Source organism: Micromonospora ureilytica, from assembly GCF_015751765.1.
Lineage (GTDB): Bacteria > Actinomycetota > Actinomycetes > Mycobacteriales > Micromonosporaceae > Micromonospora > Micromonospora ureilytica.
Map to the genome: position 1 here is coordinate 4,745,093 of NZ_JADOTX010000001.1, position 18,364 is coordinate 4,763,456.

17 protein-coding genes and 1 tRNA gene are annotated in these 18,364 nt (G+C 71.1%); 4 read left to right on the forward strand and 14 right to left on the reverse strand.

Going from position 1 to position 18,364, the window contains the following annotated elements:
* Positions 1-104: 104 nt before the first annotated feature.
* Together galE and galK are read left to right on the forward strand one after the other, a co-directional pair.
* Positions 105-1,034 carry a UDP-glucose 4-epimerase GalE gene (galE, locus tag IW248_RS21445; RefSeq protein ID WP_231397574.1) on the forward strand — a complete coding sequence of 310 codons (930 nt, stop codon included), beginning with the start codon at positions 105-107 and terminating at the stop codon, positions 1,032-1,034.
* Entirely contained in the window at positions 1,031-2,200 is a 1,170-nt protein-coding gene (gene galK / locus IW248_RS21450; RefSeq protein WP_196928417.1) for a galactokinase, read from the forward strand. Before galE ends, galK begins: the two co-directional genes overlap by 4 nt.
* 129 nt (positions 2,201-2,329) lie before the next feature.
* Here the strand turns inward: galK and IW248_RS21455 are convergent, their stop codons facing one another.
* From IW248_RS21455 to IW248_RS21490, 8 genes are all read right to left on the reverse strand, one after another.
* Positions 2,330-3,658, reverse strand: coding sequence for a sulfate adenylyltransferase subunit 1 (locus tag IW248_RS21455; protein ID WP_124820374.1), 1,329 nt, complete (start codon positions 3,656-3,658; stop codon positions 2,330-2,332).
* Entirely contained in the window at positions 3,658-4,569 is a 912-nt protein-coding gene (gene cysD, locus IW248_RS21460) for a sulfate adenylyltransferase subunit CysD (RefSeq protein ID WP_196928418.1), read from the reverse strand. The genes IW248_RS21455 and cysD overlap by 1 nt, the downstream gene beginning before the upstream one ends.
* A 75-nt stretch (positions 4,570-4,644) precedes the next feature.
* Complete coding sequence (locus IW248_RS21465; RefSeq protein ID WP_196928419.1) at positions 4,645-5,475, reverse strand: 3'(2'),5'-bisphosphate nucleotidase CysQ; 831 nt, start codon at positions 5,473-5,475, stop codon at positions 4,645-4,647.
* Positions 5,476-5,608: 133 nt separating this feature from the next.
* The gene (gene pth / locus IW248_RS21470; RefSeq protein ID WP_124820371.1) at positions 5,609-6,199 is read right to left on the reverse strand and encodes an aminoacyl-tRNA hydrolase; all 591 of its coding nucleotides are present in this window, start codon (positions 6,197-6,199) and stop codon (positions 5,609-5,611) included.
* 94 nt (positions 6,200-6,293) lie between these two features.
* Positions 6,294-6,983: a 50S ribosomal protein L25/general stress protein Ctc gene (locus tag IW248_RS21475; protein ID WP_196928420.1), complete on the reverse strand. Its 690-nt coding sequence runs from the start codon at positions 6,981-6,983 to the stop codon at positions 6,294-6,296.
* Positions 6,984-7,316: 333 nt separating this feature from the next.
* Positions 7,317-8,297: a ribose-phosphate diphosphokinase gene (locus IW248_RS21480; protein WP_030329105.1), complete on the reverse strand. Its 981-nt coding sequence runs from the start codon at positions 8,295-8,297 to the stop codon at positions 7,317-7,319.
* A 58-nt stretch (positions 8,298-8,355) separates the two neighbouring features.
* Positions 8,356-9,915, reverse strand: coding sequence for a bifunctional UDP-N-acetylglucosamine diphosphorylase/glucosamine-1-phosphate N-acetyltransferase GlmU (glmU, locus tag IW248_RS21485; protein WP_196928421.1), 1,560 nt, complete (start codon positions 9,913-9,915; stop codon positions 8,356-8,358).
* A gap of 110 nt (positions 9,916-10,025) precedes the next feature.
* Positions 10,026-10,097: transfer RNA gene (locus tag IW248_RS21490), tRNA-Gln, on the reverse strand.
* Positions 10,098-10,410: 313 nt separating this feature from the next.
* Between IW248_RS21490 and IW248_RS21495 the strand changes: the two genes are divergently transcribed.
* Positions 10,411-11,376, forward strand: a complete 966-nt coding sequence (locus tag IW248_RS21495) for an acyl-CoA desaturase (protein ID WP_124820368.1) — start codon at positions 10,411-10,413, stop codon at positions 11,374-11,376.
* 225 nt (positions 11,377-11,601) lie between these two features.
* Positions 11,602-12,303, forward strand: coding sequence for a TetR/AcrR family transcriptional regulator (locus IW248_RS21500; protein ID WP_196928422.1), 702 nt, complete (start codon positions 11,602-11,604; stop codon positions 12,301-12,303).
* A gap of 6 nt (positions 12,304-12,309) precedes the next feature.
* Here IW248_RS21500 and IW248_RS21505 read toward each other — a convergent pair whose 3' ends face one another.
* The 6 genes from IW248_RS21505 to IW248_RS21530 form a co-directional block, all read right to left on the reverse strand.
* Positions 12,310-12,786, reverse strand: coding sequence for a DUF4383 domain-containing protein (locus IW248_RS21505; RefSeq protein ID WP_124820366.1), 477 nt, complete (start codon positions 12,784-12,786; stop codon positions 12,310-12,312).
* Between the two features lie 201 nt (positions 12,787-12,987).
* Positions 12,988-13,443, reverse strand: coding sequence for a DUF4383 domain-containing protein (locus IW248_RS21510; RefSeq protein WP_196928423.1), 456 nt, complete (start codon positions 13,441-13,443; stop codon positions 12,988-12,990).
* A 100-nt stretch (positions 13,444-13,543) separates the two neighbouring features.
* Complete coding sequence (locus IW248_RS21515; protein WP_196928424.1) at positions 13,544-15,349, reverse strand: ABC-F family ATP-binding cassette domain-containing protein; 1,806 nt, start codon at positions 15,347-15,349, stop codon at positions 13,544-13,546.
* A gap of 119 nt (positions 15,350-15,468) precedes the next feature.
* Complete coding sequence (locus tag IW248_RS21520; protein WP_124820363.1) at positions 15,469-16,416, reverse strand: 4-(cytidine 5'-diphospho)-2-C-methyl-D-erythritol kinase; 948 nt, start codon at positions 16,414-16,416, stop codon at positions 15,469-15,471.
* An 86-nt stretch (positions 16,417-16,502) separates the two neighbouring features.
* Positions 16,503-17,372 carry a 16S rRNA (adenine(1518)-N(6)/adenine(1519)-N(6))-dimethyltransferase RsmA gene (gene rsmA, locus IW248_RS21525; protein WP_196928425.1) on the reverse strand — a complete coding sequence of 290 codons (870 nt, stop codon included), beginning with the start codon at positions 17,370-17,372 and terminating at the stop codon, positions 16,503-16,505.
* Positions 17,373-17,418: 46 nt separating this feature from the next.
* Positions 17,419-18,318 (reverse strand): TatD family hydrolase, encoded by a 900-nt coding sequence (locus IW248_RS21530; protein ID WP_196928426.1) that lies wholly within the window; start codon positions 18,316-18,318, stop codon positions 17,419-17,421.
* Between the last annotated feature and the right edge of the window lie 46 nt (positions 18,319-18,364).

The window sequence follows — 18,364 nt, forward strand, 5'->3', positions numbered from 1 at the left end:
GTGATCACCGAAGGGCCACGTCCCGCGCGGGCCAGGCAGGAGGCAACGACGTGAAACTGCTCGTCACCGGTGGCGCCGGCTTCATCGGAAGCGTGGTCACCCGGATGCTGCTCGACGCGGGTCACCAGGTGGTCATCCTGGACGACCTGCGCACCGGCCACCGCGAGGCCCTCGCCCCGGACGCCACCCACGTGGAGGCGTCCATCCACGACGCCGCCCGCGTCATCACCGCGGAGGCCGGTTTCGACGGGGTGCTGCACTTCGCCGCCCTGATCGCCGCCGGCGAGTCGATGGTCAAGCCGGAGCTGTACTGGCACAACAACACCATCGGCACGCTCGCCCTGATCGACGCGGTCCGGGCCGCCGGGGTGCCCCGGATGGTCTTCTCCTCCACCGCCGCCGTCTACGGCAACCCCACCGAGCTGCCCATCACCGAAAACGCGGTCAAGGCGCCCACCAACACGTACGGCGCCACCAAACTCGCCGTCGACATGGCACTCACCTCCGAGGCGATCGCGCACGGGCTGGCCGCCGTGTCGCTGCGCTACTTCAACGTGGCCGGCGCCCACCTCGACGGCGACATCACGCTCGGCGAGCGGCACGACCCGGAGACGCACCTGATCCCGATCGCGCTGGACGTCGCCGCCGGCCGGCGGGAGAAGCTCCAGCTCTTCGGGGACGACTATCCCACCGTGGACGGCACCTGCGTCCGCGACTACATCCACGTCGCCGACCTGGCCCGCGCGCATCTGCTGGCGCTGGACGCGGCCACCGGCGGCCAGCACCGGATCTACAACCTGGGCAACGGCAACGGCTTCACCAACCGCCAGGTCGTCGACATGGTCCGCGAGGTCACCGGGCACCAACTGCCCGTCGAGGTCGCGCCACGCCGCGAGGGCGACCCGGCCGAGTTGGTGGCATCGTCCGCACTGGCCCGCGACGAGCTGGGCTGGGTGCCGCAGAAGCCGACCCTGCACGACATGGTCGGGGATGCCTGGGCGTTCTACCGCACGCACATCCTGGGCCAGTCATGACCAACCCGAGCAGTGATGTCGCCGAGCGGGCTGCCGCCGGCTTCTCCGCACAGTTCGGCGGCCAGGCTGCCGGACGTTGGGCCGCGCCGGGCCGGGTCAACCTGATCGGGGAGCACACCGACTACAACGACGGCTTCGTGCTGCCGTTCGCGCTGCCGATGCGCACCGTCGCCGCCGCCGACCGGCAGGACGGGGAGCACTGGACGGTCTGGTCCGAGCTCTCCGGCGAAGCGATCACCTTCGGCGCGGACGACGTCGCCGAGCCGGGTCGGGTCACCGGCTGGGGCGCGTACGTCGCGGGTGTGGTCTGGGCGCTGCGGGAGGCGGGTCATCAGGTGCCGGGTGCCCGGCTGGCGATCGCTTCCGACGTGCCGTTGGGTTCCGGGCTCTCCTCCTCGGCCGCGCTGGAGTCGGCAGTGCTGGCTGCCCTGCTCGACCTCGGCGGGCTGGAGCTTGCCCCGGCACTGCAGCCCCGGCTGGCGCAGCGGGCGGAGAACGTCTACGTGGGCGCGCCGACCGGCATCATGGACCAGTCCGCCTCAATCCGTTGCCGCGCGGGGCACGCCCTCTTCCTCGACTGCCGCGACGAGTCGGTCGAGCACATCCCGTTCGACCTGGAGGCCGCCGGGCTGGCTGTGCTGGTCATCGACAGCCGGGCGCCACACCGACACGCGGACGGGGAGTACGCGGCCCGCCGCCGCTCCTGCGAGGCCGGGGCCAGCGCGCTCGGCGTCGCCGCGCTGCGGGACGTGGGCATCGACCAGCTCGACGCCGCGTTGGCGCAGCTCGACGACGAGGAGACCCGGCGACGGGTCCGACACGTGGTGACCGAGGATCAGCGCGTACTGGACACGGTGGCGCTGCTCCGCGCCGCCCGGGTCCGCGACATCGGCCCGCTGTTGACCGCCTCCCACGTCTCGATGCGGGACGACTTCGAGATCACCGTGCCGGAGGTCGACACCGCGGTCGAGGCGGCGTTGGCGGCCGGTGCGCTGGGCGCCCGGATGACCGGTGGCGGCTTCGGCGGATGCGTGCTCGCGCTGGTCGAGGCCGACAGTGCCGACGCGGTGGCCGCCGCCGCAACCGAGGCGTACGCCGAACGAGGCTTCACCGCCCCCGGCACCGTGACGGTCCTGCCCTCCCCCGGCGCCACCCGCCTGCCCTAACCCCACAGGTGGATTAGGGCTGTCCGGCGGGAGAGGCCCCGGCCGCGCCGATCTTGCAGTTTCCGTTGTCGACATGGGTTGGGGTGCCCCTTATGCCGGGACAGAAAGTGCAAGATCGCGGGACAGGGGTTAGCTGGCCTCGACGATCATGGCGGCGCCTACCGTGCGGTTGGTCGCCTCGTCGATGATGACGAAGCCGCCGGTGGTGCGGTTGCGGCGGTACTCGTCGGCCAGCAGCGGCACCGTCGTACGCAGTCGCACCCGGCCGATCTCGTTGAGCCGCAGCTCGTCGGCGGACTCGTCGCGGTGCAGCGAGTTGATGTCCAGCCGGTAGTGCAGCCCGCGCACGATCGCCCGAGCCGACCGGGTGGTGTGCTTGATCGCGTACCGGCCGCCGACCCGCAGGGGGGCCGTCTCGTCCATCCAGCAGACCATCGCCTCGATGTCCTGAGCCACCGCCGGTGCGTTGTTCGGCCGGCAGATCAGGTCACCCCGCGAGATGTCGATCTCGTCGGCCAGTCGTACCGTCACCGACATCGGTGGGAACGCCTCCTGGACCGGCCCGTCGGCGGTCTCCACGGCGGCGATCCGGCTGGTGAACCCGGAGGGCAGCACCATCACCTCGTCTCCCGGCTTCAGCACACCGGAGGCGACCTGGCCGGCGTAGCCGCGGTAGTCGGTGACAGTGGTGGACTGCGGTCGGATCACGTACTGCACCGGGAACCGGACGTCGACCAGGTTGCGGTCGCTCGCGATGTGCACCCGCTCCAGGTGGTGCAGCAGCGAGGGGCCCTCGTACCAGGGCATGTTGTCCGACCGGGTGACGATGTTGTCGCCGCGCAACGCGGAGATCGGCACCACGGTCAGGTCCGGTGCGTCGAGCTTCGCCGCGAACGCGGTGAACTCGTCGGCGATCCGCTCGTAGACCTCCTGCGACCAGTCGACCAGGTCCATCTTGTTGACACAGAGGACCAGGTGCGGCACTCGCAGCAGGGAGCAGAGGAACGCGTGCCGGCGGGACTGCTCGACGAGGCCCTTGCGTGCGTCCACCAGGATCAGTGCCAGGTCCGCCGTCGAGGCCCCGGTGACCATGTTGCGGGTGTACTGGATGTGGCCCGGAGTGTCGGCGATGATGAACTTGCGCCGGGGGGTGGCGAAGTAGCGGTACGCCACGTCGATGGTGATGCCCTGCTCCCGCTCGGCACGCAGACCGTCGGTGAGCAACGCCAGGTTGGTGTATTCGTCACCGCGGGCAGCGCTGACCGCCTCCACGGCGGCCAACTGGTCGGTGAAGAGCGACTTGGTGTCGTAGAGGAGCCGCCCGATCAGTGTCGACTTCCCGTCGTCCACACTGCCGGCGGTGGCGAACCGCAGCAGGTCCATAGCCCGGGCCTCCGGCCCGGCCCCGGTAACAGCCGGGGCCTCCGCATTCGCGGACGCCACGATCTCGGTGCTCATCAGAAGTAGCCCTCCCGCTTGCGGTCCTCCATGGCGGCCTCACTGACCCGGTCGTCACCACGGGTGGCGCCGCGCTCGGTGATCCGGGTGGCCGCCACCTCCTCGATGACCTTCTCCACGGTGTCCGCGTCGGAACGGACCGCGGCGGTGCTGGAGGCGTCGCCGACGGTGCGGTAGCGCACCTGCGCCTTGAACCGCTCCTCACCCGCACGGGGGCGGAAGAACTCGTTGACGGCGTAGAACATGCCGTCCCGTTCGATCACCTCGCGCTCGTGCGCGTAGTAGATCGAGGGCAGCGGGATGCGTTCCTGGGCGATGTAGTGCCAGACGTCCAGCTCGGTCCAGTTGGACAGCGGGAAGGCCCTGATCGACTCGCCCGGGTGGTGCCGGCCGTTGTACAGCGACCACAGCTCCGGCCGCTGGTTCTTCGGGTCCCACTGACCGAACTCGTCGCGGAAGCTGAAAACCCGCTCCTTCGCCCGGGCCTTCTCCTCGTCCCGGCGGGCGCCACCGAACAGCGCGTCGAAGCGGTGCTTCTCCACCGCGTCCAGCAGCACCGGTGTCTGGATCCGGTTGCGCATGCCGTCAGCGGACTCCCGGACCATGCCGCGAGCCAGGGCCTCCGGCACGCTCGCCACCACGAGCTGCAACCCCAACTCGGCAACCCGTTGGTCGCGGTATTCCAGGACCTCGGGGAAGTTGTGCCCGGTGTCGACGTGCATGACCGGGAAGGGGACGTTGGCCGGGGCGAACGCCTTCTGCGCCAGCCGCAGCATGACGATCGAGTCCTTGCCACCGGAGAAGAGCAGCACCGGGCGTTCCATCTCGGCGACGACCTCGCGCATCACGAAGATGCTCTCCGCTTCCAGGGCGTCCAGGTGGGACACCTGGTACGCCGCGGGGGTGGTCATGACACCGGCTCGATTCGCTCGCTCATCCGATTTCCAGACCTTTCCGGTCGGGCATGTCAAGAAAGTTCGCTCAGGTTACCCGGAATGTCTCTGCAGCGCTGCAAGCAACCGGGTGGCGAGATCCTTGCGACAGACCAACAGGTCGGGCAGGCGCGGATCCGCCTCGTTGTATTTCAGCGCAGAACCGTCGATCCGGGAAGCGTGCAGTCCGGTGGCCGTCGCCACAGCGATCGGGGCCGCCGAGTCCCACTCGTACTGCCCACCTGCGTGGATGTACGCGTCCACCTCGCCGGTGACCACGGCAGCGATTTTCGCTCCGGCCGAGCCCATCGGCACCAGGTGCGCCCCGACGTCCTCGGCCAGATCGGTCAGGAAGACCGGCGGCCGGCTCCGGCTCGCCGCCAGGCGGATCTTCCGCTCGCCGGCCGCCGCCGCCTCCACAGTCATCGGCGGGTACGCCGGCGGGTAGTCCGTGCCCAGCACCCGGTCCTGCGCCGGCAGCCCCACCGCCCCGGCGACCAGCCCGTGCGGACTCGGCGCGTTACGCGCCCAGAGCGCCACGTGCACCGCCCAGTCCGAGCGGCCCTCCTCGGCGAACTCCCGGGTGCCGTCCAACGGGTCGACGATCCACACCCGGTCCGCGTTCAACCGCGACACCGCTCCGGTGTTCACCTCCGCGGCCCAGGCCAACCGCGAGCCCTCGTCCTCCTCGGAGAGCACCGCGTCACCCGGACGCCACTTCGCCAACTCGGTGCGGATCAGGTCGTGCGACACCTTGTCCCCGGCCGACTTCAGCGCGCCGGCGTCGGCGAAGCCCATCTCCGTGCGCAGGTCGAGCAGCGCCTGCCCGGCCCGGGAAGCCAACCACCGGGCGAACGCGCCATCGATCATCGGAGGACTGCTCATCTGCCCGCTCCCGTCGCCTCGCCGCGCTGCCCGCAGGGGCATGATCCGCCGCGACTCGCGCCGCCGGTCGCGGCACGCCGAAAGGCGCAGACTACCGGCCCGCTGTTTCCGATTCGGGTACGCCCCGCCCGGCTCAGCTGCCGTGGTAGAGGTTCTGGGTCGGCTCCACGCCCTTGATGATCACCGACTCCACCACATCGGCAGCCCGGTCCACCAGGAAATCCAGCTCCTTGCGCTCGGCCGCGCCGAAATCCGACAGCACATAATCCGCCGGATCCTGCCGCCCCGGCGGTCGACCGACGCCGAACCGCACCCGGGCGTAGTCCTTCGTCCCCAGCGACTTCGACATCGAACGCAGGCCGTTGTGCCCGCCCTCGCCACCGCCGAACTTGATCCGCACCTGACCGAACTCGATGTCCAGCTCGTCATGCACCGCGATCACCTGCGTGGTCGGCACCTTGTAGAACTGCGCCAACGCCGCGACCGGCCCGCCGGAGAGGTTCATGTACGTCAAGGGCTTCACGAGCACCAGCTTCGGCCCACCGAACCCCAGTCGCGCCTCGGCGACCTCGGCCACCGCCCGCTTGTGCCGGCCGAAACGCGCACTCACCCGCCCGGCCAGCAGATCAGCCACCATGAACCCGACGTTGTGCCGGTTCCCGGCGTACTCCCGACCCGGGTTGCCCAGGCCGACCACCAACCACGGCCCCGCCTCGTCCGTCACGACCCGTCCCTTCCGACGCCCATCCCACCGACTCCCGATATGCCGACAGGCGCCCCCGAACATTCGGGGACGCCTGTCGCACAGTACGAACCGATCAGGCCTCGGTGCGCGCCTCGGTCGTCTCGGCGCCCTCGGCGGTGTCCGCGCCCTCGGAGCCCTCGGTGGTCTCGCCGGCCTCGGCCTCGGCCTCGTCGGTGGCAGTCTCGACCTCGGGCAGCGTCGCCTCGAGCTGCTCGGCGGTCGGGGCGGCGGTGATCGACGCGACGGTCAGCTCCGAGTCGACGGCCAGCTCGACGCCGCTCGGCAGCGCGACGTCACCAGCGGTCACCAGGGTGCCCGCCTCCAGGCCCTCGATCGACGCCTCGAGGTGGTCCGGAACCTTGGTGGCGTCCGCGGTCACCGAGAGGGTGTCGTGGTCGTGCACGATCAGGGTGTCGCGGGCGGCCTCGCCGGTCAGCTGGACCGGAACGTCGACGGTGACCTTCTCGCCCCGGCGAACCAGGATCAGGTCGACGTGCTCGAAGGTGTCGCGGATCGGGTCACGCTGGATCGCCTTCGGCAGCGCCAGCACCTGGGTGCCGTCGGTGATGTCGATCGCGAAGAGCTGGTTGGCACCGCCCTTGCGGATCGCGGCGGCGAACTCCCGCGACGGCAGCGCGATGTGCTTGGGCTTCTCGCCGTGGCCGTACAGCACGGCGGGCACCTTGCCGGCCCGGCGGGTACGGCGGGCACCACCCTTGCCGAACTCGGTGCGGGGCTCGGCGCTGATCTTTACCTCGGACACGGGGAAACTCCTGATGCTTTTCGCTGCGGCGGCTTGTCGTCTAACGGTGCTGGGGCGAGGGGCTCGCTGGGGCTCATGCGTCATGAACGACTGCCCGGAGCACCGCGTCGATGACGGTGCCTCCGTGCGGCGCTTTTCAGCGGCCCGCCGGGCACCCTCGCCGTGGCAACCGCACCAGTCTACCCGAGCTGTTTCCAGGGTTTCCGGCAGTCCCCGATCACGGCTCAAGACCGGCGCGTCGGTGGTGCTCCCACCAGCGTGCCGGCCCCGTTTCCACCAGTTTGCCAGCCCCGCCCCCGCCAGCGTGTCGAGTGGCGGAAACGGGGCTCAGGCTCAGCTCAGGCCACCGAAGAGGGTGGTCACCGAGCCGTCGTCGAAGACCTCCCGGATCGCCCGCGCCAGCAGCGGCGCGATCGACAACACGGTGAGCTTGTCCAACTGCTTCTCCGGCGGGAGCGGCAGGGTGTTCGTCACCACGATCTCGCTGATCGAGCTGTTCTTCAGCCGCTCGGTGGCCGGGTCGGACAGCAGCGCGTGGGTGGACGCGACAACGATCTCCGCAGCGCCCGACTCCTTGAGGATGTCGGCGGCCTTGGCGATCGTGCCCCCGGTGTCGATCATGTCGTCGACGATCAGGCAGACCCGGCCCTCCACCTCACCGACCACCCGGTTCGCCACGACCTGGTTCGGCTTCATCGGGTCACGGGTCTTGTGGATGAACGCCAGCGGGCAGCCGCCCAGCCGGTCGGTCCACCGCTCGGCCACCCGCACCCGGCCCGAATCCGGAGCCACCACTGTCATCGGCCGGCCGGCGTACTTGTGCTCCACGTACTCGGCCAGGATGTCCATCGCGAAGAGGTGGTCCACCGGACCGTCGAAGAAGCCCTGGATCTGCGCGGTGTGCAGGTCGACGGTGAGGATGCGGTTCGCGCCGGCGGTCTTCAGCAGGTCCGCGACCAGGCGGGCCGAGATCGGCTCCCGGCCGCGGTGCTTCTTGTCCTGGCGCGCGTACGGGTAGAACGGCAGCACCACGGTGATGCGCTTGGCCGACCCCCGCTTCAGCGCGTCCACCATGATCAGGGTCTCCATGACCCAGGTGTTCACCCCGTGCGTGACGGACTGCACCACGAAGGCGTCCGAACCACGTACCGAGTCCTTGAACCGTACGAAGATCTCGCCGTTGGCGAACTCGTACGCGTCGGCCGGGGTCGGCGCGACGCCGAGCACCTCGCCGATCTCCTTGGCCAACTCCGGAAAGCCACGTCCGGAAAAGAGCATCAGGCTTTTGCGGTTTTCGGCGACGATGCTGCCCATGGGCCCGTCTGCTCCCGTTATGTCGGCGGTACCCGACCCGGTGGTGGTGGGTCGGGGACTATTCGGTTGCAGTATCTCCCGCGCCGGATGCGCCGCCCACCGTCTCGGTCGCCCCGTGGATTGCCTCACTGTGGCTTGCGGCACCAGTCGTACCGGACGCACCCTTCGCGTCGCCGTCCCGCTGCGCACCCTTCGCGTCGCGGGCCCGCTGCGCCGCCTCCGCAGCGGCGGTTCCGGCGCGCCGCATGACCACCCAGCCCTCGATGTTGCGCTGGCGCGCGCGGGCGACCCCCATCGCACCTGCCGGCACGTCGTCGACGATCACCGAACCGGCCGCCGTGTACGCCCCGTCGCCCACCTCGACCGGGGCCACGAACATGTTGTCCGCACCGGTCCGCGCGTGGCTGCCGATCACCGTGCGGTGCTTGTTGACCCCGTCGTAGTTCACGAAGACCGACGCGGCGCCGATGTTGGTCTGCTCACCGATCGTCGCGTCGCCGACGTACGTCAGGTGCGGCACCTTCGAGCCGGCGCCGATCTGCGAGTTCTTCACCTCGACGAATGTGCCGACCTTCGCCTTCTCAGCGAGCTGGGCGGCCGGCCGCAGGTACGCGTACGGCCCGACGGTTGCGCCCGCGCCCACCTCGGCGCCGACGGCGTGGCTGCGGACCACCGACGCGGCGGGGCCGACGATCGTGTCGATCAGCGTGACGTCCGGCCCGATCAGGGCGCCCGCGCCGACCACCGTGCCGCCGCGCAACTGGGTGTTCTGGTCGACGACCGCGTCCCGGTCCAGTGCGACGGTCACGTCGATCCAGGTGGTGGCGGGGTCGAGCAGACTCACGCCGGTGCGCATCCACGCCTCGTTGATCCGGTCGCGCAGCAGCCGGCGCAGCGTCGCCAGCTCCACCCGGTCGTTGCAGCCCAGCGTCTCGACGTGGTCCACGGCGACGTGCACCGCAACCGGCTCACCGGCCGAGCGGAGCAGGCCGAAGACGTCGGTCAGGTACTCCTCGCCCTGGTCGTTGTCGGTGGAGAGCTTGCCCAGCGCCTCGCGCAGCCGCACCGCGTCGAACGCGTAGATGCCGGCGTTGATCTCCCGGATCGCGCGCTGCGTCGGGTCGGCGTCGCGCTCCTCGACGATCTGCTCCAGGCGGCCGTCGGCGTCCCGGACGATCCGCCCGAGGCCGGTCGGGTCGGGCACCTCGGCGGCCAGCACGGTGGCCGCCGCGGCGGCCACCTCGTGCGCGGTCACCAGCGCGCCCACGGTCTCGGGGCGCAGCAGGGGCACGTCCCCGTTGATCACCACGACCGTGCCGGCACCGTCCGGTACGGCCTCCAGCGCGATTCGCACGGCGTGCCCGGTGCCGAGCTGCTCGGCCTGGAGCACCGGCGTGGCGTCCGGGGCGACGTCGGAGAGGTGCGCCCGGACCTGGTCGGCGCCGTGCCCCACCACGACGACTGTGCGGTCCGCGTCCAGCGGGGCGGCGGCGCTCAGCACGTGACCGAGGAGCGTCCGGCCGAGCAGGGGGTGCAGCACCTTGGGCAGTGTCGACTTCATCCTCTTGCCCTCACCGGCGGCAAGTACGACGACGGTACGGAGGTGGGGCTGGGGCACGACGTGGCTCCCGTCGGGACGGCGGACACTCTCGCGGTCATGCTAGCCGCGAGGCCCGGCACGGTCCCCGCTTACCCCCACCGGACCCTAAAGCGGACGTAGGTGGGCAGCTCGGCCGCCAGGGTTCGAACCTGAAATACGGGTACCAAAGACCCGGGTGTTGCCAATTACACCACGGCCGATCAGCGACGCGAGGACGTCGCACGAGGGATGGACATCCCGCCGCTACACCTTAGCGCCCCGGCCGTCGGATGCCAGCGCTCATCCCGCCGCACGGCGAGCGATCGATGCCGTCGGTGTTCTGAGGGTGGTCGGCCCGCACCTCGGCCGCCCGCTTCCCGGGTCGATCAGGTACCCGCCACCGGGCCCGCTGACCTGCGACTTCGAGCGGTTACGCGAAGGCTATTCGAAACTTCCCCGTGCGATCTACGGTGCCGTAAGTTACGGTGACGTAGGCGTAGCTTCGTGATCGTTACCATCCCCCTGCGAGGTCCCATGTCCACTGCTCTGCTCGATTCCAACACCGCCGGACCCGGCCCCAAACCACTCACCGACGGCAGCCAGTCCCCCGGCATCCTGGCCGCCCTCTGGGCCTTCGTGGTGATCCCCTTCGTCGCCCTGCTGGTCGCCGTGCCGGTGGCGTGGGGCGGCTGGCTGGGCTGGAGCGACGTGCTCATCGGCCTGGTCTGGTACGTCGTCTCCGGGCTCGGCATCACCGTCGGCTTCCACCGCTACTTCACCCACGGCTCGTTCAAGGCCAAGCGGTGGCTGCGGGTGACCTTGGCGGTCGCGGGTTCGCTGGCGGTGCAGGGCGAGATCATTCAGTGGGTCGCCGACCACCGGCGGCACCACGCCTTCTCCGACCTGGAGGGTGACCCGCACTCGCCGTGGCGCTTCGGCACCAGCTTCTGGGCGTTGACCCGGGGCCTGTTCCACGCACACGTGGGCTGGCTGTTCCGCCGGGAGCTGTCCAACCGGGAGCGTTTCGCACCGGACCTGATCGCCGACCGGGACATCAGCCGGGTCGATCGGCTCTTTCCCGCGCTGGTGATCATCTCGCTGCTCGGCCCGGCGCTGATCGGCGGCCTGGTGACCTGGTCCTGGCAGGGCGCGCTTACCGCGTTCTTCTGGGCCGGGCTGGTCCGGATCGGCCTCCTGCACCACGTCACCTGGGCGATCAACTCGGTGTGCCACGTCTACGGCGAGCGTCCGTTCGCGATGCGCCAGGGCGACCGCGCGTCGAACTTCTGGCCGCTGGCGATCCTGTCGTTCGGCGAGAGCTGGCACAACCTGCACCACGCCGACCCAACCAGCGCCCGGCACGGCGTGCTGCGCGGTCAGGTGGACATCTCCGCCCGGGTGATCTGGTTGTTCGAGAAGACCGGCGCGGCAACGCAGGTGCGCTGGCCAAAGCCGGAGCGCCTCGCCGCCAAGCTCGTGAAGCCGGTCGCACCCCGCTGAAACCGGGCGGATGCACGGGGGTGCCGCCTGGCAGGATGGCCGGGTGACCGAGCCATGCGGGGGGACCAGGCGGCTCGGCGGACGGGGGGCCGGGCCCGATCCGGGTACGGTCGGACGGCGCGGCAGGGCGGTCTTACCGCCCGACAGTGAGGCGACGACGTGAACGGGCACAGCGGAGGAACCATTCCACGGCAGGGCGTCACCGAGCGCCAGCGAGGCGGCGACATGCCTGAGGTCAGCGACGACGCGGGGGCGGTTGTCGGCGGCCGACGGTCGACGCCGACGGCGGCGGCACCGAAAGCCAAAGCTCCCTCCCGGGTCCGCATGTCGGCGGCCCAACGCCGGGAGCAGTTGATCGCGACCGGCCGGCAACTCTTCGCCGAGCGCGGTTTCGACGCCACCTCCATCGAGGAGGTGGCGGCCCGCGCCAAGGTCTCCAAGCCGGTGGTGTACGAGCACTTCGGTGGCAAGGAAGGGCTCTACGCGGTGGTGGTGGACCGGGAGGTCCGGGCCCTGTTGGACCGGATCACCACGGCGTTGACCGCCGGGCATCCGCGCGAGCTACTGGAGCAGGCGGCGCTCGCCCTGCTGACCTACATCGAGGAGGAGACCAGCGGTTTCCGGGTGCTGGTCCGCGAGTCGCCGCTGATGTCCGGCACGGCCACCTTCAGCAGCGTGATGAACGACGTGGCGCACCAGGTCGAGCACATCCTGGGCGCCGAGTACAAGAGCCGCGGGTACGACCCGAAGCTCGCCGAGCTGTACTCGCAGGCGCTGGTCGGCATGGTGGCACTGACCGGCCGCTGGTGGCTGGAGGTGCGTAAGCCGCGCAAGGAGACGGTGGCGGCGCACCTCGTCAACCTCGCCTGGAACGGGTTGTCGCACCTGGAGGCGAAGCCGACGCTGATCACCGCACGGCGTCACTGACCCCGATCAGCTGCGGTGCACGTCGGCCACCGGGTGCTTGCGGTGCTCCAACTCCGCCTCGGCGGACTCCGGTGGGCCGACCTTGTCGTACAGACCGGTGCCGAGCAGGATCAGGCCGAACAGCATCGACACGACCACTGTCGACATCGAGAAGTTGAGGAAGTTCGCGTCGGTCTGCAGCACCGACATCATCAGGATGCTGGTCACCAGGAACACCACGCCGGCGGTCAGGTTCATGTAGTGGCCGAGGTTGGTGCGCCGCGAGGCCCCGATGATCAGGACGACCCCGAAGACCACCGAGGCGAGCGAGAAGGCCAGGTTGGTCCGGAGCCCGAGGGCCCAGGTGCTGGTGCGGGCAAAGAGTGGATCGCCGATCGTCTCGGCGACACCCCAGACGCCGAAGACCAGGATGTAGACGCCGATCAGCCCGGAGAGGACCCGGTAGAGCGGCCGTGCCGGATGGTTGACCGGAAAGTGCGGCATGCCCAGACCCCCAGATGTGACCGTTTCAGGGGAATTGTCGCCCAAGGCAGCACTAACTGTCCGCAGAACCCCAAAGCCGAAGGGGTCCGCCGAAGGCTGGACCGAGTCAGGTTTTCGCCGGAGCCCGAGCTGCGCAGGGATCAAGCCTGACCGCCCGGAGCAGCTCGGGCTCCGGCGAAAACCCACGGCCGCAACCAAAGATCAGAGAACCAGACGAGCCTTCTGGAACGCCTCCGCCTCGTCCTCCGTGCCGACCTTGCCGTACATACCGACCATGAGCAGCACCAGGGCTGCCGTCATCACCACGATCACTGTGGTGATGCTGAAGTTGAAGATGTTGGCGTCCGTCCGGATGAACGCGAGACCGGCCAGGCTGACCACCATGAGGCCGTACGCCATCCACTGGTTGATCGCCACGTCGATGTTGCGGCCGAGCCCGGTGCCGACCAGCACGACGAGCCCGAGCAGCACGCTGAGCAGCGAGAAGCCGAGGTTCGTGCCCTGACCGAGCACGCGGGTGTCGTCCTGGGCGAGGAACTCGTTGCCGGTGCTCGCGATGATGCCGAGCACACCGAAGACGACCAGGTACAGACCGGTCAGCCCGCCGATCGCCCGGTAGATCGGCCGCGCGGGGTGGTTGACGGGGGTGTGGGCCATGTCTGTGTCTCCAACGCCGTGGGGTACGTGTCGCCGACGATTGTCTCGCACGCGGTGGTGTGACGCCGCACACGGGGGCCGGGCCGGCGCGCCCGGCCGGTCAGCTCTCGGGCAGGTCCTCGGCGAGGGTCATCCAGCTCTCCTCGATCCGTTCCCGTTCGGCGCGCAGATCCTTGAGCTGGGTGTCCAACTCGGCGACCCGGGCGTAGTCGGTGGCGTCCGCCGCGAGCTGACCGAGCAGCGTGGTCTCGCGCTGGTCGAGCTTGCCGAGTTGCCGCTCCAGCCGGGACAGCTCCTTGCGGGCCTGACGGACCTCGGCGGCGGACATGCCACCTCCCGAGGGGGCAGCGGGCGCGGAGGTCGAGGTGACGCCCACCCGAGGAGAGCCGGCCCGCTCGGCGGTCCGCGCGAGGTATTCGTCCACCCCGCCCGGCAGGTGCACCAGCCGACCGTCGCCGAACATCCCGTACGCCGTATCGGTGACCCGCTCGATCAGGTACCGGTCATGGCTGGCCACGATGATCGTGCCGGGCCACGAGTCGAGCAGGTCCTCCAGCGAGGCGAGGGTGTCCGTGTCCAGGTCGTTGGTGGGCTCGTCGAAGAGCAACACGTTGGGCTCGCCGGCCAGCAGCCGCAGCATCTGCAACCGGCGGCGTTCCCCACCGGAGAGGTCACTGACCGGGGTCCAGAGGCGGCGGTCGTCGAAGCCGAACACCTCGGCGAGCTGCGAAGCGGAGACCTCCCGGTCGCCGAGCTGAACCCGGCGGGCGACCTCCTCCACCGCCTCCAGCACCCGCAGGTGCCCGGGCAGCTCGGTGAGCTCCTGGGAGAGGAACGCGGGCCGCACGGTGGAGCCGGTGCCGAGGCGACCGCCATCGGGGCGGGTGATGCCGGCGAGCATCCGCAGCAGCGTGGTCTTGCCGGCGCCGTTGGCGCCGAGGATGGCGATCCGGTCGCCGGGGCCGACCAGCCAGGTGACGTCGCGAAGGATCTCCTTCGGGCCGGCGTGCAGCTCGACGTTCTCCAGGTCGTACACCTGCTTGCCCAGCCGGGAGGTGGCCATGCGCTGCAACGACATGGTGTCGCGCGCCGGCGGCACGTCGGCGATCAACGCGTTCGCGGCGTCGATGCGGAACTGCGGCTTGGAGGTCCGGGCGGGCGGGCCACGGCGCAGCCAGGCGATCTCCTTGCGGAGCAGGTTCTGCCGGCGGGCCTCGGTGGCGGCGGCTACCCGCTCGCGCTCGGCGCGGGCGAGGGTCCAGGCGGCGAAGCCACCCTCGTAGGCGCGGACGGTCTGGTCGGCGACCTCCCACGTGTTGGTGCAGACCGCGTCCAGGAACCACCGGTCGTGGGTGACCACGACCAGGGAGCCCCTGCGGCCAACCAGGTGCCGGGCCAGCCAGTCGACACCGCCGACGTCCAGGTGGTTGGTGGGCTCGTCGAGGATGAGCAGGTCGGAGTCGCGGACGAGCAGCGCGGCGAGCGCCACCCGGCGGCGTTCGCCACCGGACATCGGGCCGACCGGCTGGTCGAGGCCGAGGTGCGGCATGCCGAGGCCGTCGAGGATGGCCCGCACCCCGGAGTCGCCGGCCCACTCGTGCTCGGCGCCCATGCCCTCGGCGAGCCAGGCGGTGCCGAGCACCACATCCCGGACGGTGGCCTCGGGGGTGAGGGTGAGCTGCTGCGGCAGCCAGAGCACGCGCAGGTCGCGGCGGTGGGTCACCCGGCCGTCGTCGGGGTCCTCCTGCTTGGTGAGCAGCCGCAGCAGGGTGGACTTGCCTGCGCCGTTGAGGCCGACCACGCCGATCCGGTCGGCGTCGTCCAGGCCGAGCGAGACGTCCGTGAGCAGCCGCCCGGCGGCGCCGTACCCCTTGGACACCCGGTCCAGATTGACGATGTTCGCCACGTTCCACCCTTCATGATCAAGGCGTCCCGGTGCCGGCGGGCACCTGGACGCCTGTCCCAAGGGTACGCGGACGCCCCGAACGCCCGCGCCGCGCGCCGGCAGCCCGGTGGGACGTCCCGTCAGCCGACGCGGGCGCCGACGACCGGACCGTGCGCGACCCGCGCCTCCCGGCAGACGCCCGCGGCGGTCAGCTCGGCGGCGATCCGCTCCGCGTCGGCCGCGTCGGCGGCGAGAAACACGCAGGTCGGGCCGGAGCCGGAGACGATGCCGGTGAGCGCGCCGGCCGCCTCGCCGGCCTTGAGCGTGTCGGCCAGCGCCGGGCGCATGGCCAGGGCGGCGTCCTGGAGGTCGTTGCCGAGGGTTCGGGCGAGCACCCGGGGGTCGCGCTGGCGCAGCGCGCCCAGCAGGGCGTCGGTGCTGCCCAGCGGGGCGCCGGCGGCACCGGAGTCGCGGAGTCGATCCAGCTCCCGGTACGCGGCCGGGGTGGACAGGCCGACGTCGGCGATCGCCACCACCCAGTGCCAGGAGGTCGGCCGGGCCAGCACCGGGCTGATCGCCTCACCCCGGCCGGTGCCCAGCGCGGTGCCACCGTAGATCAGGAACGGCACGTCGGAACCGAGGTCGGCGGCGATGCCGGCCAACTCGTCGCGGGACAGCCCGGTGCCCCAGAGCGCGTCGCAGGCCACCAGCGCGGCGGCCGCGTCGGCGCTGCCACCGGCCAGCCCACCGGCGAGCGGGATCTGCTTACGCAGGTGCAGTCGGGCGTGCGGCAGTACCCCCGCGTACCCGGCGAGGGCATGCGCGGCGCGGATCACCAGGTTGGTGTCGTCCAGGGCCAGCTCGCCGGTGCCCTCACCCTCCATGGTCAGCGCGAGGGTGTCGCCCCGACGGGCCGTCAGCTCGTCGTAGATCGAGATGGCGTGGTAGACCGTGTTCAGCTCGTGGTAGCCGTCCCGGCGCAGCGGGCCCACCCCGAGGTGCAGGTTGACCTTCGCGGGCACCCGCACCCGCACCGGGCCGATGGCCCCGCGTGGTTCGTCGTCGTCCGGTCGCCAGGCCTCGGTCACGGGGTGATGTCCCGCATGCGCAGGCGGATGTCGAACGGCTTGGCCACGATCAGCTCCTCGGCGTCCTGGGCGGGCACGGCGTCAGCCTACTTCGCGGCCGGCGTACCGACCGGAGCCGACGCGGCGATGGCGGCGAACTGCTCGACGGTCAGTGACTCGCCACGGGCGCCGGGGTCGACGCCGGCGGCGGTGAGCGCTGCGGCGGCCCGGTCCGCACCGCCGGCCCAGCCGGCCAACGCGGCGCGCAGCGTCTTGCGGCGCTGCGCGAACGCCGCGTCCACCACGGCGAAGACCCGCTGCCGGGGTACGTCGGTGCGGGGCGGTTCGTGGCAGGTGAAGGCGACCAGGCCGGAGTCGACGTTGGGCACCGGCCAGAACACGTTCGGCGGCACCTTGCCCGCGCCCCGGGCCTGGGCGTACCAGGCAAGCTTCACCGACGGGATGCCGTACACCTTGGAGCCGGGACCGGCGACGAGCCGGTCGGCGACCTCCTTCTGCACCATCACCAGGCCGTGTCGCAGGGTGGGCAGCACGGCGAGCAGGTGCAACACCACAGGCACGGCGACGTTGTAGGGCAGGTTCGCCACCAGCGCGGTCGGTGGCGGGTCGGCCAGCTCGGCGGCGGCGACGCGCAGCGCGTCCGCGCGGTGCACGGTGAGCCGGGCGGCGTCGGCCCCGGCGTGCCGCGCGACGGTCTCCGGCAGCGCCCCGGCGAGCACCGGGTCGATCTCCACGGCGTGCACGTGCCCGGCGACCGGTAGCAGCCCCAGGGTCAGCGAGCCGAGCCCCGGCCCCACCTCCAGGGCCACGTCGTCGGGGGTGAGGCCGGCGGCGGTGACGATCCGACGCACGGTGTTCGGGTCGTGCACGAAGTTCTGGCCCAGCTTCTTGGTGGGCGCGACGCCCAGCCGGGCGGCGAGTTCCCGGATCTCCGCCGGGCCGAGGAGACCGGTCATGGCTGGCAGCGTAGCGACGGGGTCGGTGTCGACCGTCGGGCCGGGCTCACCATGGGCCGAAGGCCCGGTCGCCGGTGGCGGAGATGGCGGCGCACAGCTCGTCCAGGTCGCTGCCCGCGGTCGCCGCGAGCGCGCGGACGGTGAGCGGGATCAGGTACGACGCGTTCGGCCGGCCGCGGTACGGCATCGGGGTGAGGTACGGGGCGTCGGTCTCCACCAGCATCTGATCCAGAGGGGTGAGCGCGGCGGCCTCGCGCAGCGCCGTAGCGCTGCCGAAGGTGACGGTGCCGGCGAAGCTCAGCAGAAAGCCGCGGCGGACGCACTCACGGGCGAAGTCGGCGTCGCCGGAGAAGCAGTGCAGCACCACCCGGTCGGGGGCGCCCTCGTCGTCGAGGATCCGCAGCACGTCGGCGTGTGCGTCGCGGTCGTGGATGACAAGCGTCTTGCCGTACCGCTTGGCGATGGCGATGTGCGCCCGGAAACTCTCCTCCTGCGCGGCACGCCCCTCGTCTCCGGTCCGGAAGAAGTCCATTCCGGTCTCGCCGATCCCCCGGACGCGGTCGCGGGCGGCGAGCGACTCGATCTCCCGCAACGCCTCGTCGAGGTCGTTCAGCCGGGGCGCCTCGTTGGGGTGCAGCGCCACGGTGGCCAGCACGGCGGGATACCGGTCGGCGGTGTCCGCGCCCCACCGGGAGGAGGCGACGTCCACCCCCACCTGGACCAACCGGTCCACGCCGACCTTCGTGGCCAACTCGATGGCCACGGCAACCGGGTCGTCGGCCGTCCCGCCACCGGGCACACCTGCCTCGCTGACAGTGATGTCCAGGTGGGTGTGGCTGTCCAGCACCGCCCGGGGCAGCGACTCGGGGGCGGGCGGAAACTCTCCGGCCCGCCGGGCGGCACGCTCGCGGCGGGATTCAGTGGGCTCGCTCATCAGCGACAGCATCACACACCGGGCCTGTCCATCCGCCCGCCACCCGACGTTCACCTCG